The 15,410-nt window shown below is 69.2% G+C and carries 14 protein-coding genes; 12 read left to right on the top strand and 2 right to left on the bottom strand.

What is annotated here, in order from left to right; translation table 11 throughout:
- Positions 1-33: 33 nt before the first annotated feature.
- The gene (locus tag CJ177_RS41135; RefSeq protein ID WP_025433094.1) at positions 34-1,263 is read right to left on the bottom strand and encodes an aromatic acid/H+ symport family MFS transporter; all 1,230 of its coding nucleotides are present in this window, start codon (positions 1,261-1,263) and stop codon (positions 34-36) included.
- 48 nt (positions 1,264-1,311) lie between these two features.
- Here CJ177_RS41135 and CJ177_RS41130 point away from each other — a divergent pair, with 48 nt between their 5' ends.
- From CJ177_RS41130 to CJ177_RS41115, 4 genes are all read left to right on the top strand, one after another.
- The gene (locus CJ177_RS41130; protein WP_095870398.1) at positions 1,312-2,118 is read left to right on the top strand and encodes an IclR family transcriptional regulator; all 807 of its coding nucleotides are present in this window, start codon (positions 1,312-1,314) and stop codon (positions 2,116-2,118) included.
- A 63-nt stretch (positions 2,119-2,181) separates the two neighbouring features.
- Positions 2,182-3,261 carry a cupin domain-containing protein gene (locus CJ177_RS41125; protein WP_095870397.1) on the top strand — a complete coding sequence of 360 codons (1,080 nt, stop codon included), beginning with the start codon at positions 2,182-2,184 and terminating at the stop codon, positions 3,259-3,261.
- Positions 3,262-3,268: 7 nt separating this feature from the next.
- Complete coding sequence (locus CJ177_RS41120; RefSeq protein WP_095870396.1) at positions 3,269-4,096, top strand: fumarylacetoacetate hydrolase family protein; 828 nt, start codon at positions 3,269-3,271, stop codon at positions 4,094-4,096.
- 11 nt (positions 4,097-4,107) lie between these two features.
- The gene (locus CJ177_RS41115) at positions 4,108-4,827 is read left to right on the top strand and encodes a maleylpyruvate isomerase family mycothiol-dependent enzyme (RefSeq protein WP_095870422.1); all 720 of its coding nucleotides are present in this window, start codon (positions 4,108-4,110) and stop codon (positions 4,825-4,827) included.
- Between the two features lie 12 nt (positions 4,828-4,839).
- On the opposite strand, the gene CJ177_RS41110 is transcribed toward CJ177_RS41115, so the two are convergent.
- The gene (locus tag CJ177_RS41110) at positions 4,840-5,532 is read right to left on the bottom strand and encodes an SDR family NAD(P)-dependent oxidoreductase (RefSeq protein ID WP_095870395.1); all 693 of its coding nucleotides are present in this window, start codon (positions 5,530-5,532) and stop codon (positions 4,840-4,842) included.
- 134 nt (positions 5,533-5,666) lie between these two features.
- Between CJ177_RS41110 and CJ177_RS41105 the strand changes: the two genes are divergently transcribed.
- The 8 genes from CJ177_RS41105 (at position 5,667) to CJ177_RS41070 (ending at position 15,395) form a co-directional block, all read left to right on the top strand.
- On the top strand, positions 5,667-6,560 hold the full coding sequence (locus CJ177_RS41105; protein ID WP_005252314.1) for a LysR family transcriptional regulator: 894 nt from the start codon (positions 5,667-5,669) through the stop codon (positions 6,558-6,560).
- Between the two features lie 151 nt (positions 6,561-6,711).
- Positions 6,712-8,076, top strand: coding sequence for an MFS transporter (locus CJ177_RS41100; protein WP_095870394.1), 1,365 nt, complete (start codon positions 6,712-6,714; stop codon positions 8,074-8,076).
- Positions 8,077-8,110: 34 nt separating this feature from the next.
- Entirely contained in the window at positions 8,111-9,013 is a 903-nt protein-coding gene (locus CJ177_RS41095) for a shikimate dehydrogenase (protein WP_095870393.1), read from the top strand.
- Positions 9,010-10,959, top strand: a complete 1,950-nt coding sequence (locus tag CJ177_RS41090; RefSeq protein ID WP_095870392.1) for an FAD-dependent oxidoreductase — start codon at positions 9,010-9,012, stop codon at positions 10,957-10,959. Before CJ177_RS41095 ends, CJ177_RS41090 begins: the two co-directional genes overlap by 4 nt.
- Positions 10,959-11,753 (top strand): aldo/keto reductase, encoded by a 795-nt coding sequence (locus tag CJ177_RS41085; protein ID WP_061044348.1) that lies wholly within the window; start codon positions 10,959-10,961, stop codon positions 11,751-11,753. Before CJ177_RS41090 ends, CJ177_RS41085 begins: the two co-directional genes overlap by 1 nt.
- Entirely contained in the window at positions 11,753-12,850 is a 1,098-nt protein-coding gene (locus CJ177_RS41080) for a Gfo/Idh/MocA family protein (RefSeq protein WP_095870391.1), read from the top strand. Before CJ177_RS41085 ends, CJ177_RS41080 begins: the two co-directional genes overlap by 1 nt.
- Positions 12,847-14,571 carry an FAD-dependent oxidoreductase gene (locus CJ177_RS41075; protein ID WP_005252334.1) on the top strand — a complete coding sequence of 575 codons (1,725 nt, stop codon included), beginning with the start codon at positions 12,847-12,849 and terminating at the stop codon, positions 14,569-14,571. Before CJ177_RS41080 ends, CJ177_RS41075 begins: the two co-directional genes overlap by 4 nt.
- Entirely contained in the window at positions 14,568-15,395 is an 828-nt protein-coding gene (locus tag CJ177_RS41070) for a sugar phosphate isomerase/epimerase (protein WP_095870390.1), read from the top strand. Before CJ177_RS41075 ends, CJ177_RS41070 begins: the two co-directional genes overlap by 4 nt.
- Positions 15,396-15,410: the final 15 nt, after the last annotated feature.

Here is a 15,410-nt window from a genome sequence, read left to right as displayed (position 1 = left end):
AGTGGCAATGCGTGGCGGGGCACGCGGCGGCACTCACGTGGGGGAGGGGAAGCGGCGCCAGATCACGGTGAGCAGCAGTGCGGCGACGAGGGCGCTGACGCCGAAGAGGATGAAATTGGAATCGGCGCCCAGCCCGGCGGCCAGGAGCCAGCCACCGATCTGCGGTGCGGCGACGGCACCGATACGGCCGACACCCAGCGCCCAGCCGAGGGCCGTGCCCCGGAGGTAATCGGGGTAGTAGGACGCGACCGCCGCGATGATGAGGCACTGGGTTCCGTGTGTCCCGACGCCGGCGAGCACGAAGATGACGTAGACCAGCGCCACCGGTGGGCCGGTGAGCAACGTCAGCAACGCGAGACCCGCGAGGAGTGCGGCGACGATGCTCGTGGGGATCGTGCCGAACCGGACGCCGCCCCACGCGGTGACGAACGAGCCCGCCACGGCGCCGAGGTTGAGTGCGAGGGCGAACGTGAGCGCGCTGCCGAGATCGGTGCCCTCGCCCTGCATGAGTTTGGGCAGCCACGTGCCGAGGCCGTACCAGGCGAGCAGGGTTACCACGGTGGCGAGCGCGAACATGATGCTGACGGACCGGAACCGGGTACCGAGCAGTGCGCTGAAGCCGGTTGCCGGCCGCACCTCCGTCGACGTCACCGCGGCGGTGTGGTCGGGCAGCGTCTTCCACGCGATCGGCACCAGTAGGATAAGCGGGACGAGCGCGAAGGCGAACATCGGCTGCCAACCCCAGTTCGGGATGACGGGGATGCCGATCAGTGCCGCGATCGAACCGCCGATGGGAACACCGGACATCATCATCGTGGCCACCGCGGCGCGCCACTTCGCGGGGATCAGCTCTGCGGCAAGTGCGTTGGAGGTGGGAACGAGGCCGCCCAGGCCGAGTCCGGCGATCAGACGCAATGCGCCGAACATGACAGGTCCGGTCGCCAGCGCACACAGTGCGGTGAACACCGACAGGATGATCGCGCATCCGATCACCGCACGTTTGCGTCCCACCACGTCGGAGAGGCGTCCCGCGAGCACCGCGCCGATCATCATCCCGAGGAATGCGAGGCTGCCGAGCGTGCCCGCGGTCGCGGCGCTGATGCCCCACTCCTTCTGCAGGCTCGGGATGACGTTGCCGTAGACGATGAGGTCGTAGCCGTCGAAGACCACGAAGAGCCAGCAGACGACGACGGCGATCGTGGCGTTGCGGTCCAGTCCGACGCGGTTCACCGGTGGCGCCGCAGTGGTGGCAGTGAGGGGCATGAATCGAGGGTGATGCGGCGCACAGCCCGCGTGCAATAAAGTTCTGCTGTGCAGAAGAAGCGAACGATCGAAAAGCCGACGTACATGTTGGAGTCCGTCGACAACGCGTTGCGCCTGCTGCAGATGCTGCGCGACGTCGGCGGGCTGCGGCTCAAGGACGCTGCGGAGGAACTCGGCATCGCGCCATCCACCGCGCACCGGCTGCTGGCGATGCTGGTGTACCGGGGGTTCGCCGTTCAGGACGAGAAACGCATGTACCACCCCGGGTCGGCGATGGGCGCCGGCCCGGCCCAGCGCGGGTGGACGCGCGAGTTCAACGACCCGTGCCGGCCCCACATGGAAGCCCTCGCGATCCTGTGCGGCGAGACCGTCAACCTCGTGATCCGCGTCGGCACCCAGGCGCGCTTCCTGTCGTCCGCCGAGTCGACCGGGATGTTGCGCGTCGGCGACCGTCAGGGTCAGGTCCTCGACGCGGAATTGACTGCGGGGGGACGCATTCTGCTGGCAGAACTGCCGCGAGCGACCCTCGAACAGCTGTACCTGCGGCCCGCGGATCTGCCCGACGACGACCGCGAGTGGGGTGACCGCCGCCTGTCGCCCGACGACTTCGAGCGGTTCCGGCGAGAACTGTCCGCCGCCCGCGCCGTCGGATTCGCCGTCAACGTGCAGCAGACCGAGGAGGGTGTCGCGGCGTTCGGCGTCGCGATCCGGAACCGGGCTCGCACGGCGGTCGGGGCGCTGACGGTGGCCGTGCCGATCACCCGTTTCCGACAGCACTCGCAGGGGCCGCTGGTGTCGCAGATCAAGAACGCGATCCGCGAGCTCGAGGTGGACATCGCCGACCTCGAACCCTGACCGAGTTTCTGCACAGAAGAATTCTCTATCGGCCGGGACTCCGACCCTCCTAGCGTCGATGCCATGACCGCTACCGAACCGCACGTCGACGACGCTCCGGAGTTGAAACAGCTCTACCACGATTTCGAGGCCGAGCACCTGAATCCGTTGTGGACGCAGCTCGGTGATCTGATGCCGATGACGCCGACGTCGCGGGCGGTGCCGTTCGTGTGGAAGTGGTCGACGCTGTATCCGCTGGCGCAGCGGGCCGGGGACCTCGTTCCGGTCGGCCGCGGCGGGGAACGGCGGGCGATCGCCCTGGCGAACCCGGGATTGGGTGGGGTGCCGTATGTGACGCCGACGTTGTGGGCGGCCATCCAGTATCTGGGCCCGAAGGAGGTGGCCCCCGAGCACCGGCACGCGCAGAACGCCTTCCGGTTCGTCGTGGAGGGTGAGGGGGTGTGGACGGTCGTCAACGGGGATCCGGTGGCGATGCGGCGCGGCGATTTCCTGCTGACCCCGGGCTGGCATTTCCACGGCCACCACAACGAAACCGATCAGCCGATGGCCTGGATCGACGGCCTGGACATCCCGTTCGTGCACTACACCGACACCGGGTTCTTCGAATTCGGATCCGAGAACGTCACCGACGATTCCACCCCGGAGGTGTCCCGGTCGGAACGGTTGTGGGCGCATCCGGGGCTGCGACCGCTGGTCGGGTTGGACGCGAAGACGTCCTCACCGATCGCGGCGTACCGGTGGGAGCACACCGACGCCGCGCTGCGCGAACAACTGGCATTGGAGGACGAGGGGTATGCGGCGACCACCGAACCCGGTCATGCCGCGGTCCGCTACACCAACCCGACCACCGGCGGCGACGTGATGCCCACGATCCGCGCCGAGTTCCACCGCCTGCGCGCCGGCGCGCACACCCGGCCCCGCCGCGACGTCGGGTCCACCGTCTACCAGGTGTTCGACGGTTCCGGCCGGTTCGTCCTCGACGGCCAGACCCGTGAGGTCGGCACGGGGGACATGATCGTCGTCCCGTCCTGGACGGAGTGGTCGATCGAGGCCGAAACCGAGTTCGACCTGTTCGCGTTCTCCGACGCCCCGATCGTCGAGCGCCTGCACTTTGATCGCACGTACATCTCCGAAGGAGCCTGACAATCCCATGAAGCTTGCCACCCTGCGCCGCAACGGTGCCACCGTCGCCGTCCGCGTCGATTCCGACACCGCCGCCACGATCATCGACGCGTACCCGGACCTGTCCGCGCTGCTGGCCGACCCGGACTGGGAAACGGTCGCGCAGAGCGCGTCCGGTGACGTCGTCGACCTCGCGGGGGCGGATTACGCCCCGGTGGTCCCGCACCCGGGGAAGATCATCTGCGTCGGCTTGAACTACGCCAACCACATCCAGGAGATGGGCCGGGACCTGCCCGAGTACCCGACCCTGTTCGCGAAGTTCAAGGAGGCGCTGACCGGTCCGTACGACGACGTGATCGTCCCGTCGTATGCCGCCGCCCAGTTGGATTGGGAGGGGGAGTTGGCGTTCGTCGTCGGCAGGCAGGCGTACCAGGTGCCGGAGGCCGACGCGGAGTCCTATATCGCCGGGTATTCGGTGATGAACGATTACACGATGCGCGACTACCAGTACCGGACGCTGCAGTGGGATCAGGGCAAGACGTTCGAGAAGACCAGCGGTTTCGGGCCGTTCCTGACGACCACCGACTCGTACACGTTCGGTGGGACCCTGGTCACCACCCTGGAGGGGCAGGTGGTGCAGTCCACCACCACCGACGATCTGGTGTTCACCCCGGCCAAGTTGGTGGAGTACATCTCGCACATCGTGACGTTGCAGCCCGGTGACGTGGTGATCACCGGCACCCCGGGCGGGGTCGGGCACGCCCGTAAGCCCGGGCTCTACATTCAGGACGGGCAGACCGTCGAGGTCACCATCGAGGGCCTGGGCACCGTCCGCAACACGACGATCGTCAAGTAGGGGTGCACCCGGTGGGTTTCCACGATCTCGACTTGTCCGAGCGGCTGCTGATCGCGCGCCGCGGCACCGCGTACTTCGCGCAACGCCTCGCCGAACTGTCCGACGAGCAGTTGTCCGAGCCGACCGGGTTGGCGGGGTGGTCGCGGCGACATCTGCTCGCGCACGTCGGCTACAACGCCGCCGCATTGTGCCGGCTGCTGGACTGGGCCGCCACCGGGGTGCAGACCCCGATGTATGCGTCGCCGGAGCAGCGGGGCCGGGAGATCGCCGAGGGCGCCACCCTGTCGGCGGCGGCGTTGCGGAACCTGTTCGACCACACCGTCGCCCGGCTCGACGAGAAGTGGCGCAACCTGCCCGCCTCGGCGTGGGATGCGCAGGTCCGCACCGCGCAGGGCCGTCTGGTGCCGGTGTCGGAGACGGCGTGGATGCGCACCCGGGAGGTGTGGATCCACGCGGTGGACCTCGGCAACGGCGGCCGGTTCGGCAACTTCCCCGACGTCGTCCTCGAGTCGCTGCTCACCGACATCGTCGGGATGTGGCGGCGCAAGGACCTCGGCGCCGGCCTGATACTCGCGGTCGACGGAGGTGAACCGGTTGCCGTGCAGCAGGATTCACCGCCTGCCGACAAGGTGTCCGGGCCCCTCGCCGCAGTCGTGCGGTGGGCCGCCGGACGCGGCGCCGTCGGACTCGGCTCAGGCGGAGAGATCCCGGAGCCCCCGCACTGGCTGTGAGCGAGTGTCCCGCTAGTACGACGCCCTGCCACCGCTGGCGTCGTAGACGGCCCCGGTCGAGAAGCTGAGCGCCTCCGAGCACAGCCATGCGACGAGTTCGGCGATCTCCTCGGGCCGTCCCATCCGGGCCATCGGGGTCAGGCTCTGCGACCGCGCGAGGATCGCCGGGTCGGTGCCGGCATTCATCGGGCTCTCCACTGCGGCGGGTGCCACCACGTTGGCCAGGACACCGGTTTGCGCGACCTCCTTGCCGAGCGATTTCGTCAGCGCGATCACGGCCGCCTTCGACGCCGAGTAGGCGCTCTGGTTGGGATTTCCGTCCTTCGCGGCGATGCTCGCCAGATTCACGACCCTTCCCCAGCCCGCGTCGGTCATGGCCGGCACGAACGCGCGGCAGAGGAGGAACGTCCCGTCGACGTTGATCCGGAACGTGCGGCGCCAGTCCTCGAGGTCGACGTCCACCAGGGGAGTGGACGGTCCCACGACACCGGCGCTGTTGACGAGGATGTCGACGCGGCCGAGCCGGGCGGCGAGCTTCTGGACGGCGTCGGCGTCGGTGACGTCGAGGTGCTCGTCGGACCCCGTGGCGACGTCGGCGGTGACGACGCGGACCCCGGCGCCGGCGAGGCGTTTCGCGCACGCCGCACCGATTCCGCTCGCGCCGCCGGTGACGAGCGCGGTCGCGCCCTCGGGATACGTGGCCATGGTGGTTTCTCCTCGCGACTGTGTGCGCATTAGTCTTGTTCTATGTGCGAAATCAGAATGATCGGTTTCGCACTGTGTACGAATTGGAATATATGGGCTGAGCCACACTCGTCAAACTCGCCGAAGGGAATCCGATGGAGATTCGCTGGCTGCAAGCGTTCGTCGCCGTCGCCGAAGAACTGCATTTCGGCAGGGCCGCCGCGCGGCTCCAGATGGCCCAGTCGCCGCTGAGTCAAACGGTGCGCAAACTCGAGAAAGACATCGGCGTGCCGTTGTTCGAGCGGAGCACCCGCAGCGTCGCCCTGACATCTGCCGGCCACACCTTCCTGCCGCACGCCTACCGCATTCTCGAGAGTGTCGACATCGCGCGGCAGGCCACCCGCGCGTCCGCCGGAGGCGTGTACGGCCGCATCAAGATCGGCTTCACCGGCGTGCTCAATCATCTGTCCCTGCCCCCGCTCACCCGCGCACTCCGGCAGCGCTATCCCGACATCGAACTCACCCTCGTCGGCCGCATCATGACCCGTGACGCCATCACTCAACTCGACAGTGGCGCACTCGATCTCGCGTTCGTCGGACTTCCCGTCGAGACGGCCTCGGTGTCCACCCGGTTGATCCGCCGCGAGCCGTTCGGAGCGGTGCTCCCGGCGGACCACCCGCTCGCGTCGGAGCCGGAGATCGACCTGCGCGACCTCGCCGAAGACGGGTTCGTCACGACACCGCTGTCGGCCGGCTCGGCATTGCAGGAGGTCGCGATGCGGGCATGCGTCGATGCGGGATTCCGTCCCCGCGTGGTGCAGGAGATCACCGACCCGTACATGATCCTGATGCTGGTGGCGACGGGTGTCGGCGTGGCGCTCATGACGTCGGGCATTGCCGCGCTCACGCCCCCGGGCACGGTGTTCGTGCCGCTCACCGGCGAGCCGATCTACATGAACCACGGACTCGCCTGGTCACCGCGTCGGGTCTCCGACGCGCTCCGGGTGGCCCTCGCGGTATCGGAGGACATTCTCCCGACTCCCGATTAGGATGTTTTCGGTCTATATCTAAGACTTTTTTTGCGCTGGACTGCGCATAGTCCGCCATGACACGCTCGTCACGGTCCGGAACTTCGTGTGAGGTGGATCACCTCCGAAGAAGCCTCGCGGCGCACCGGATCCCTGGGACGAAAGGAACACCATGGCAAGCACGTCTACTCGCGACACCGGGGGACAACCGAACGAGAACGCCCGCCGGGCCGCCGTCTCGGGATTCCTCGGCAGCACGCTCGAGTACTACGACTTCTTCATCTACGGGTCCGCGGCAGCACTGGTCTTCCCGCGGATCTTCTTCCCGGGCGGAGGAGCCACGGCGACCCTGCTGTCGATCGGCACGCTCGGTGTGGCGTACATCGCGCGTCCACTCGGCGCAGTGCTGTGGGGACATCTCGGGGATCGATACGGGCGCAAGAATTCGCTGCTGGCGTGCCTCCTGCTCATGGGTATCGCGACCGTGGTCGTCGGCTGCCTGCCCACGTACCACCAGATCGGTATCGCCGCGCCCATCATCCTGGTGCTCCTGCGATTGCTGCAGGGCCTGTCCGCCGGCGGCGAATCGCCAGGATCGTCCGCGCTGACGCTCGAACACGCACCGGACAACCGTCGCTCGTTCTACACCTCGTTCACCATGAGCGGCATCATGTTCGGCATCGTCATCTCGAGCCTGGTGTTCATTCCCGTGGCCGCGCTGCCGGACGACGCGCTCTACTCGTGGGGCTGGCGTGTGCCCTTCCTGCTCAGCATCTTCGTGACGGGTGTTGCGGTCTGGCTGCGTCGCAAGCTCGACGAGCCGGAGGTCTTCGAAGAGCTGAAGGAACACGACGACACGGCCGGCATCCCCGTCGTCGAGATGTTCCGCTCGCACTGGCGCACCGTGATCCGCATCAGCCTCAGCGCGACATTCGCGATGATCAACACCATCGTCAACGTCTTCGCGCTGGCGTACGCCGTGCAGGTCGCCGGGCTCGAACGCTCCACGATGCTGTGGGCCATCGCCGTCGCCAACTTCGTCGCGGTCCTCACCCAGCCGCTGTTCGGAATGCTCGCCGACCAGATCGGCCGCAAACCGGTGTTCGTGACGGGCGCCGTCGGTGCCGCCGGCATGGTGTTCGTGTTCTTCCACGCGATCGGAACGGGTAGCGCGCCGATGGTGTTCGCGGCCGGCATCGTCCTGATCGGCCTGTTCTACGCGATGCCCAACGGCGTGTACCCGGCGTACTTCCCCGAGCAGTTCCCCGCCAAGGTCCGGTACACCGGAATGGCCGTGAGCCTCATGCTGGGACTGCTGGTCGCCGGCTTCACCCCGGCCATCGCGCAGTGGCTGTCGGCGGGCGACACCGCGAACTGGACCCCGGTCGCCTGGATGTGCCTGGGCTTCGCGCTGCTGTCGTCGGTCGCCGCGCTCACCGGTCCCGAGACGTACCGCACCCCCACCGATCAGCTCGGCGAACCCGGCACGACGACGGTCGGCACCCGGCACCAGGCGCTCGTCCGCAACGACGCCTGACCTGCCCGGACCTTCACCATTGCAGGAGATTTTCATGCACCCCGTATCCACCCGGCACCGGATCCGCCTCGCCGGGGCAGGGATCGCCACGTCCCTGTCGCCGGCGCTGCACGAACACGAGGCCGTCGCCCTCGGCCTGACCGACTACCGCTACGACCTGATCGATGTCGCGGCGGAGGGCATCCCCGTCGACAGTTCCGGCGACACGCTGCGGCAGGCCGTCGCAGCGGGTTGCACCGGACTCAACGTCACCCACCCGTGCAAGCAGGTGGTCGTCGACTCCCTCGACGAATTGTCCGACAACGCAAGACTTCTCGGCGCCGTCAACACCGTCGTCGTCCGTGACGGGCGGCTGATCGGTCACAACACCGATCACAGCGGATTCCTCGCGGCGCTGCGCCGGGGACTGCCCGACGCTGCGCTCGGCCGCGTCGTCCTCGCCGGTGCGGGCGGTGCCGGTTCGGCCGTCGCCTACGCGCTCGCCGCCGCCGGAGTGGCGGACCTGCGGGTCGCCGACCTCGACCCGGCCCGTGCGGCGGACGTCTGCGCGCGCCTCGCGGCGGCCTTCCCGCAGACGCGGGTCACGGCCATCCCCCTCGACGCGATCGAAGCGAACCTGGAGCACTGCGACGGCGTCGTCAACGCCTCACCGATCGGCATGGTCGGGCATCCTGGAACGCCGTTCGACACCGACGCGCTCCATCCCGGACTGTGGGTCGCCGACATCGTCTACCGCCCCCTGCGGACCGAACTCGTCGCGGCAGCAACCGCTCTCGGCTGCGACGTGCTCGACGGCGGTCAGATGCTCGTCGCTCAGGCGGCCGACACGTTCGCCCTCCTCACCGGGGTCACGCCCGACCCCGACCGCATGCGACGTCACCTCGGCGAACTGCTCGCCGATCAGTGCGCCCCGACCGTACTCGAGGAGTCCCGATGACCGCGCGTCCGTTCGCCGCACCACTCGACCTGGGTAACGTACGACTGCGCAACCGCTTCGTGTCGGCGCCGATGGAGCGCAACTACTGCGAGGTCGACGGCACGATGACCGACGAGTACATCGCGTACCTCGAGCGCCGTGCGGCGGGCGGCGCAGCACTCGTCTTCACCGAGGCCAGCTACGTGCGGGCCGACGGCAAGGGCCGTGTCCGGCAGATGGGCGTGGACGTCGACGAACGCATCCCGGGCATCGCGAAGATGGCCGAGGCGATCCACGCGCACGGCGCGCTCGTCGGCGTCGAACTCAATCACGGCGGCCGCACCGCGCAGGGTTCCGTCAGCGGATTCGTCCCCGTCGCACCGTCACCGATCCCGTGCGCGGTGGTCGGCGGCGAAATGCCCGAGCAACTCGACGGCGACGACATCGAGCACATCATCGAATGCTTCGGCGAGGCCGCCGCGCGCTGTCAGCAGGCCGGGGTCGACGTGATCTCGCTGCACGGCGGTCACGGCTATCTCATCCACCAGTTCCTCTCGCCGGCGTACAACCACCGCGACGACGAGTGGGCCGATCCGGCGCTGTTCGTCAACAGGGTGATCGAAAGGGTTCGCACAATGGCACCGGGTATCGCGCTCGGACTGCGATTCTCGGCGTTCGAGGCCGTCGACGGCGGTCTCGACGCCGAGACGACCCGCGCCCGCATCGACGCGATAGACACCGACCGGCTCGACTTCCTCGACGTCTCCGCCGGCAACTACGAATCCGGGCAGTGGATCATCCAACCCGGCGAGTGGCCGCGCGGACTCCTCGCCCCGTTCTCCGAGCAGTACACGCGGGACTTCGACCTCCCCGTCGGAGTCGCAGGCCGGATCAGCTCACCCGAGGTCGCAGCGCAGATCATCGCATCCGGGCAGGCCGACTTCGTCAGCATGGCCCGCACCCTGCACGCGGACCCGGACTTCCCGAACCGCGCGCTGGACGGCGGCCGGTACCGGCCCTGCATCGCCTGCAACTACTGCATCGACAGCCTCGCCGCCGGACCCGTTCCGTGCTCGGTCAATCCGTGGGTGGGCCGCGAACTCGAGCAGCCGTCGAAGCCGGCGGACGTGGCGGTGCGTGTCGCCGTCGTCGGCGGCGGGCCGTCGGGGATGGCTGCCGCCCGCGACCTCGCGCTCGCCGGGCACCGCGTCGACCTGTACGACGAACGCGGCAGTTTCGGTGGCGATTTTGCGCTGGCCTCGCGACTGCACGAGTACCCCGAGTACTCACGGATCGTCGACTGGTACCTCGCCGAGATCGCCGACCTCGACATCACCTGCCACACCGGCGCGCGGGTCGACGCCGCCGCACTGGCGGAACTCGACTTCGACGCCGTCGTGCTCGCAACGGGCGGCCGCGGACCCGAGGTCGACCTCCCCGGGGCCGACACCCGGAGGGTCCGCGACGTTCGCGAGTTCCTGGAAGCCGGAGACCCTGCACCCGAGGCGGTCACGATCTTCGGCGCCGACCGGGAAGCGGCCGCGGTCGCCGACGACCTGCTCCAGCACGGCACGGAGGTGGTCATGATCGGCCCGCAGGAGACGATCGCCCACGACGTCGGCCGACGCGGCAAGATCGTGCTGCTGCCGCGGCTCGCGGCGAGTGCGAACCTCACCACCCACCTGTCGTCGATCGTGACGCGGATCGAGGAAGACCGGGTGGTGATCTCGACCGCCGGGGACGAGCGGGTGGTGGACGCTCCCGGCGAACTGCTGATGTCGCACGGCGTCGAGCCGCGCACCGACCTGCTCGCCGCAGTGCGGGCGCTGGCACCGCGACTCGGCGTCCACACGGTCGGTGACGCGAGTGGCGACGGCGGCTCCATCCACGCCGCTCTCGTCACCGCAGCCGACGTCGCCGCGAAGATCACCGCGGCCGCCGAAGCCCGCGAGGAGGTCAGCGCGTGATGGACATCCCGCCCCTCGGTCTCGGGACCTGGCCACTGACCGGCCCGGACGCCACCCGGGCCGTGCTGTCCGGCATCGAAGCCGGCTACCGGCTCGTCGACACCGCCACGATCTACGACAACGAGGACGCCGTGGGTGTGGCGCTCGCGGAGTGTGGATTGCCCCGCGAGGAGCTGTTCGTCACCACGAAACTGCGTGGGAGCGATCACGTGTCGGGTGACATCCGCGGCGCGGTCGAGCGGAGCCTGAAGAATCTGGGACTCGATCGGCTCGACCTGTTCCTCATCCACTGGCCGCTGCCCCGCCACGACAGGTACGTGGCGGCGTTCGAGGCGATGCTCGCGTGCCGCGACGCCGGCCTCGTCCGCTACGTCGGCGTCTCCAATTTCCTGGAGACGCACCTGCGTCGCGTCGTCACCGAAACCGGAGAAGCGCCCGCGGTCAACCAGATCCAGATGGACCCGTCGCTCGCCCGGCTGCCCGTCCGGCGCGCGAACGACGAACTCGGCGTGTTCACGCAGTCGTGGAGCCCGCTGGGCCGCGGCGAGGTGCTCGACTCGCCTGTGGTCACCGACATCGCCCGGCGCCTCGACCGCACCCCCGCACAGGTGGTCCTGGCCTGGCACTTCGCGCAGGGTGTCGTGCCGGTCGCGAGATCCGCGAATCCCGCCCGCCAGGCCGAGAACCTGGCCGCCCTCGACGTGCGGCTCACCGCCGCGGACGTCGACGCCCTGAACCGTCTCGACCGCGGCGAGTCCGCGGCCCGGGACGTCGAAACCGAGGAGCACTACTGATGGCACTACGAATCGGCATCGTCGGCTGCGGAAAGATCGCCGGCAACCACGCCCGGGCCCTGCAGCAGGTGCCCGGCGTCGAGCTGGTCGGCTGCTGCGACCCTGACGTCGACCGCGCCCGCGAGTTCGCATCCGCGCATGACATCGCGCGGGCCGTCGGTTCGGTGGAGGAGTTGATCGCCCTCGGCCTCGATGCGTGCACCGTCTGCACCCCGCATCCGGTGCACGAGCAAGTGGTCGTCGCTGCGGCGGAGGCCGGGATCCACGTGCTGTGCGAGAAGCCGATCGCGGTCGACGTCGCCGCGGCCGACCGGATGATCGCGGCCGCCGACCGCGCGGGCATCACGTTCGGTGTGCTGTTCCAGCGCCGGTTCTGGCCGGCCGCACGGCGGATCAGGACGGCCATCGACGACGGCCGGATCGGCATTCCGATGCTCGGTGAGGCGTCGGTGCTTCTCCACCGCCCGTCGTCCTACTACTCCGCCGACGAGTGGCGCGGACGGTGGGACACCGACGGCGGCGGTGTCCTGATGACCCAGGCCGTCCACCAGATCGACATGCTCCAGTGGTTCATGGGTGAGGCCGTGTCGGTGAGCGGCTTCATCCGCACCCACACACACGGCGACCACATCGAGACCGAGGACAGCGCGTCCGCCGTCGTCTCGTTCGCGTCGGGCGGCACGGCTACCGTCACCGCGACCACCGGCGCCAACCACAACCTCGGCAACCGGGTCACCGTGATGGGGCAGACCGGTGCGATTGCGAGCGTCCTGGAGTTCCCGGAGGGCCGGGAGGGCGTCAACGAGATCTGGACGGTCCCCGGCGAAGTGGAGTTCCGTGCCCCGTTCACACCCGACATCCGTGCCAATCTCGACGTCACGGAAGTCAATGCCGGACTCGCCGACTTCCACACACTCCAGGTGCAGGATTTCGCGGACGCCGTCCTGGCCGGTCGCGACCCTGCCGTCACCGGACGTGACGCGCGCGCCTCGCTGGCGATCATCGCGGCGATCTACGAGTCTTCGCGCACCGGCCGGGTCGTCGACCTCACGCCCGCACCGACTTTCGCAACGACATCCGCTCAGGAGACGCTATGACCCCCGAACACACCATCGCCACCTATGACGTCGTCGTCATCGGGTCCGGAGCGGGCGGTCTGTCCGCCGCCGTCGCCGCAGCCGACGGGGGAGCCTCCGTCCTCGTCGTCGAGAAGGCGGACACGTGCGGCGGCGCGACAGCGTGGTCCGGCGGCTGGATGTGGACGCCGCGGAACCTGTTCGCGCAGGCCGACGGCGTGAACGAGGACCGCTCGCTGCCGCGCACCTATCTCGAGCACCGACTCGGCGAGAACTTCGACGCCGCCAAGGTCGACGCCCTGCTCGACGGCGCACCCGAGATGGTCGAGTTCTTCGAGAAGAAGACGGCGCTGCAGTTCGTTCCGGGCGCGAAGATCGCCGACATCCACGGCGACACACCGGGTGCGGGCACGGGCCACCGCTCCGTCGGGCCGAAACCGGTGAGCCTCCGGAAGCTCGGCCCCGACGTCGCGGCGCTGCTCCGGCGGCAGCTCTACGAGACGTCGTTCCTCGGTATGGGCATCATGGCCGGCCCGGACCTGCAGGCCTTCCTGCACTCGACGCGTTCGGCGAAGGCGTTCGTGCACTGCGCCCGCAGGGTGTCCACGCACCTGCTCGACCTCGCCATCACACGCCGCGGCCAGCAACTCGTCAACGGCACCGCGCTCGTCGGCCGGCTGCTGCGGTCGGCGCTCGACGCCGGCGTCGAGATCCGCGTGAACACGGCGGCCACCGCGCTGACCACCGACTCCGCGGGCACCGTCACCGGTGTCCGGCTGGAGGGCCCGGACGGGGCCTACTCCGTGTCCGCCCGCCGCGGAGTCGTCCTCGCGACGGGCGGCTTCAGTCGCGACGTCGACCGGCGCCGCGAACTCTTTCCCCGCACACCCACGGGCCGCGAACACTGGACCCTCACCCCGTCCACGACCACCGGCGACGGCATCACCCTCGGCGAGTCGGTCGGCGGGCGACTCGACCGCTCGGTCGCGTCGCCGGTGGCGTACTGCCCGGTGTCGATCATCCGGTACCGCAACGGCAAGGAGGGCGTGTTCCCGCACATCCTCGACCGCGGAAAGCCCGGCGCCATCGGCGTTCTCGCCGACGGCCGCCGCTTCGTCAACGAGGCCCTCGGCTACCACGACTACACCCTTGCGATGGTCGAACAGGTCCCCGACGGCGAAGAGGTCTGCTCCTGGTTGATCGCCGACCAGCGGTACCTGCGGTACTTCCCGCTCGGCATGGCCAAGCCGCTGCCGATCCCCACGTGGCCGTACCTGAAGTCCGGCTACCTCACCCGCGGCCGCACGGTGCGCGAGCTGGCCGAGAAGATCGGCGTCGACCCCGACGGCCTGGAGAAGACGGTCGCAGCGTTCAACGAGGGCGCCCGCGACGGTGTCGACCCCGAGTTCGGTCGTGGCACCACCCCGTTCACCGTCGGCTCCGGGGACGCCGACAATCCGTGGCCCAACGCCTCCCTCGCACCGCTCGAGGAAGGCCCGTTCTACGCGGTCAAGGTAGTCCCCGGCAGCTTCGGCACGTTCGCCGGTCTGGTCACCGACAGGGCGTCCCGGGTGCTGAACGACGACGACCAGCCGATCGACGGGCTGTTCGCCGTCGGGGTCGACCAGTCCAGCGTCATGGGCGGCCACTACCCGTCCGGCGGCATCAACCTCGGCCCGGCCATGACCTTCGGCTACCTCACCGGTCGCCGCCTCGCCTCGACGACAGGAGATCTGCGATGACCGCCCCACTCGGCCTTGCCGCACTCACCGTGCTCGACACCGCGCCGCTGCGGCAGGTGGACCTCGCCGAGAAGCACGGCTTCGACACCATCGGCATCCGGCTGCTGCCCGCCGCGCCCGGCACCACCGCCTACCCGCTGCACGAGGACGACGCCGCCCTCGACGCGCTGATCCGTCGTCTCGACGATTCGCCGATCGAGGTGTTCGACCTCGAAATCATCCGGCTGGGAGCCGATTTCGACCCGAAGTCGTACGTTCCGCTACTCGAGGCGGGCGCACGCCTCGGCGCGAAGGCGGTGCTCGTCGGCGGCGACGACCGCGACCGCGCCCGGCTCACCGACTCCTACACCCGGCTCGCGGAACTGTGCGCGCAGTACGGCATCGTCGCGAGCCTCGAGTTCATGCCGTGGACGGCCGTGCCCGACGCGGCCACCGCGGTCGAGATCGTGTCGCAGGCCGACGGGCCGGCGCGCAGCGTGCTGGTGGACGGGCTGCACGTCGGACGGTCGAGCACCACGCTCGACGACCTGGCGGCGATCCCCCGGGAGTGGCTGCACTACGCCCAGATGTGCGACGGCTCGGTGCCTGCGCCCACGGACGACGCCGAACTGATCCGTCAGGCCCGCGAAGAGCGGCTGGTTCCGGGGTCGGGTGGCATCCCGCTCGCCGACATCTGGTCGACGTTGCCGGCGGGCCTGCCGGTGAGCATCGAACTCCCCAACGAGCCGCTCCGGCGGGCCGTCGGCACGGACGCGTGGCTCGCGCGGCTGGTCGCCGCCACCCGGGAGGTGCTCGCGCAGGTCCCGGCGGCCACCGGACACTGAATTGTCCGCGCTACC

Origin of the sequence: Rhodococcus sp. ACPA1 (assembly GCF_002300195.1) — a bacterium.
GTDB lineage: Bacteria > Actinomycetota > Actinomycetes > Mycobacteriales > Mycobacteriaceae > Rhodococcus_F > Rhodococcus_F opacus.
Note: the sequence above shows the minus strand (reverse complement) of the source record. Positions and strands in the feature narration are given on the sequence as shown.

Bases quoted from the DNA above. Each gene is read 5' to 3' on its own strand.
- CJ177_RS41135 (WP_025433094.1), bottom strand. From the start codon at position 1,263: ATGCCCCTCACTGCCACCACTGCGGCGCCACCGGTGAACCGCGTCGGA.
- CJ177_RS41125 (WP_095870397.1), top strand. From the start codon at position 2,182: ATGACCGCTACCGAACCGCACGTCGACGACGCTCCGGAGTTGAAACAG.
- CJ177_RS41120 (WP_095870396.1), top strand. From the start codon at position 3,269: ATGAAGCTTGCCACCCTGCGCCGCAACGGTGCCACCGTCGCCGTCCGC.
- CJ177_RS41110 (WP_095870395.1), bottom strand. From the start codon at position 5,532: ATGGCCACGTATCCCGAGGGCGCGACCGCGCTCGTCACCGGCGGCGCG.
- CJ177_RS41105 (WP_005252314.1), top strand. From the start codon at position 5,667: ATGGAGATTCGCTGGCTGCAAGCGTTCGTCGCCGTCGCCGAAGAACTG.
- CJ177_RS41100 (WP_095870394.1), top strand. From the start codon at position 6,712: ATGGCAAGCACGTCTACTCGCGACACCGGGGGACAACCGAACGAGAAC.
- CJ177_RS41095 (WP_095870393.1), top strand. From the start codon at position 8,111: ATGCACCCCGTATCCACCCGGCACCGGATCCGCCTCGCCGGGGCAGGG.
- CJ177_RS41090 (WP_095870392.1), top strand. From the start codon at position 9,010: ATGACCGCGCGTCCGTTCGCCGCACCACTCGACCTGGGTAACGTACGA.
- CJ177_RS41085 (WP_061044348.1), top strand. From the start codon at position 10,959: ATGGACATCCCGCCCCTCGGTCTCGGGACCTGGCCACTGACCGGCCCG.
- CJ177_RS41080 (WP_095870391.1), top strand. From the start codon at position 11,753: ATGGCACTACGAATCGGCATCGTCGGCTGCGGAAAGATCGCCGGCAAC.
- CJ177_RS41075 (WP_005252334.1), top strand. From the start codon at position 12,847: ATGACCCCCGAACACACCATCGCCACCTATGACGTCGTCGTCATCGGG.
- CJ177_RS41070 (WP_095870390.1), top strand. From the start codon at position 14,568: ATGACCGCCCCACTCGGCCTTGCCGCACTCACCGTGCTCGACACCGCG.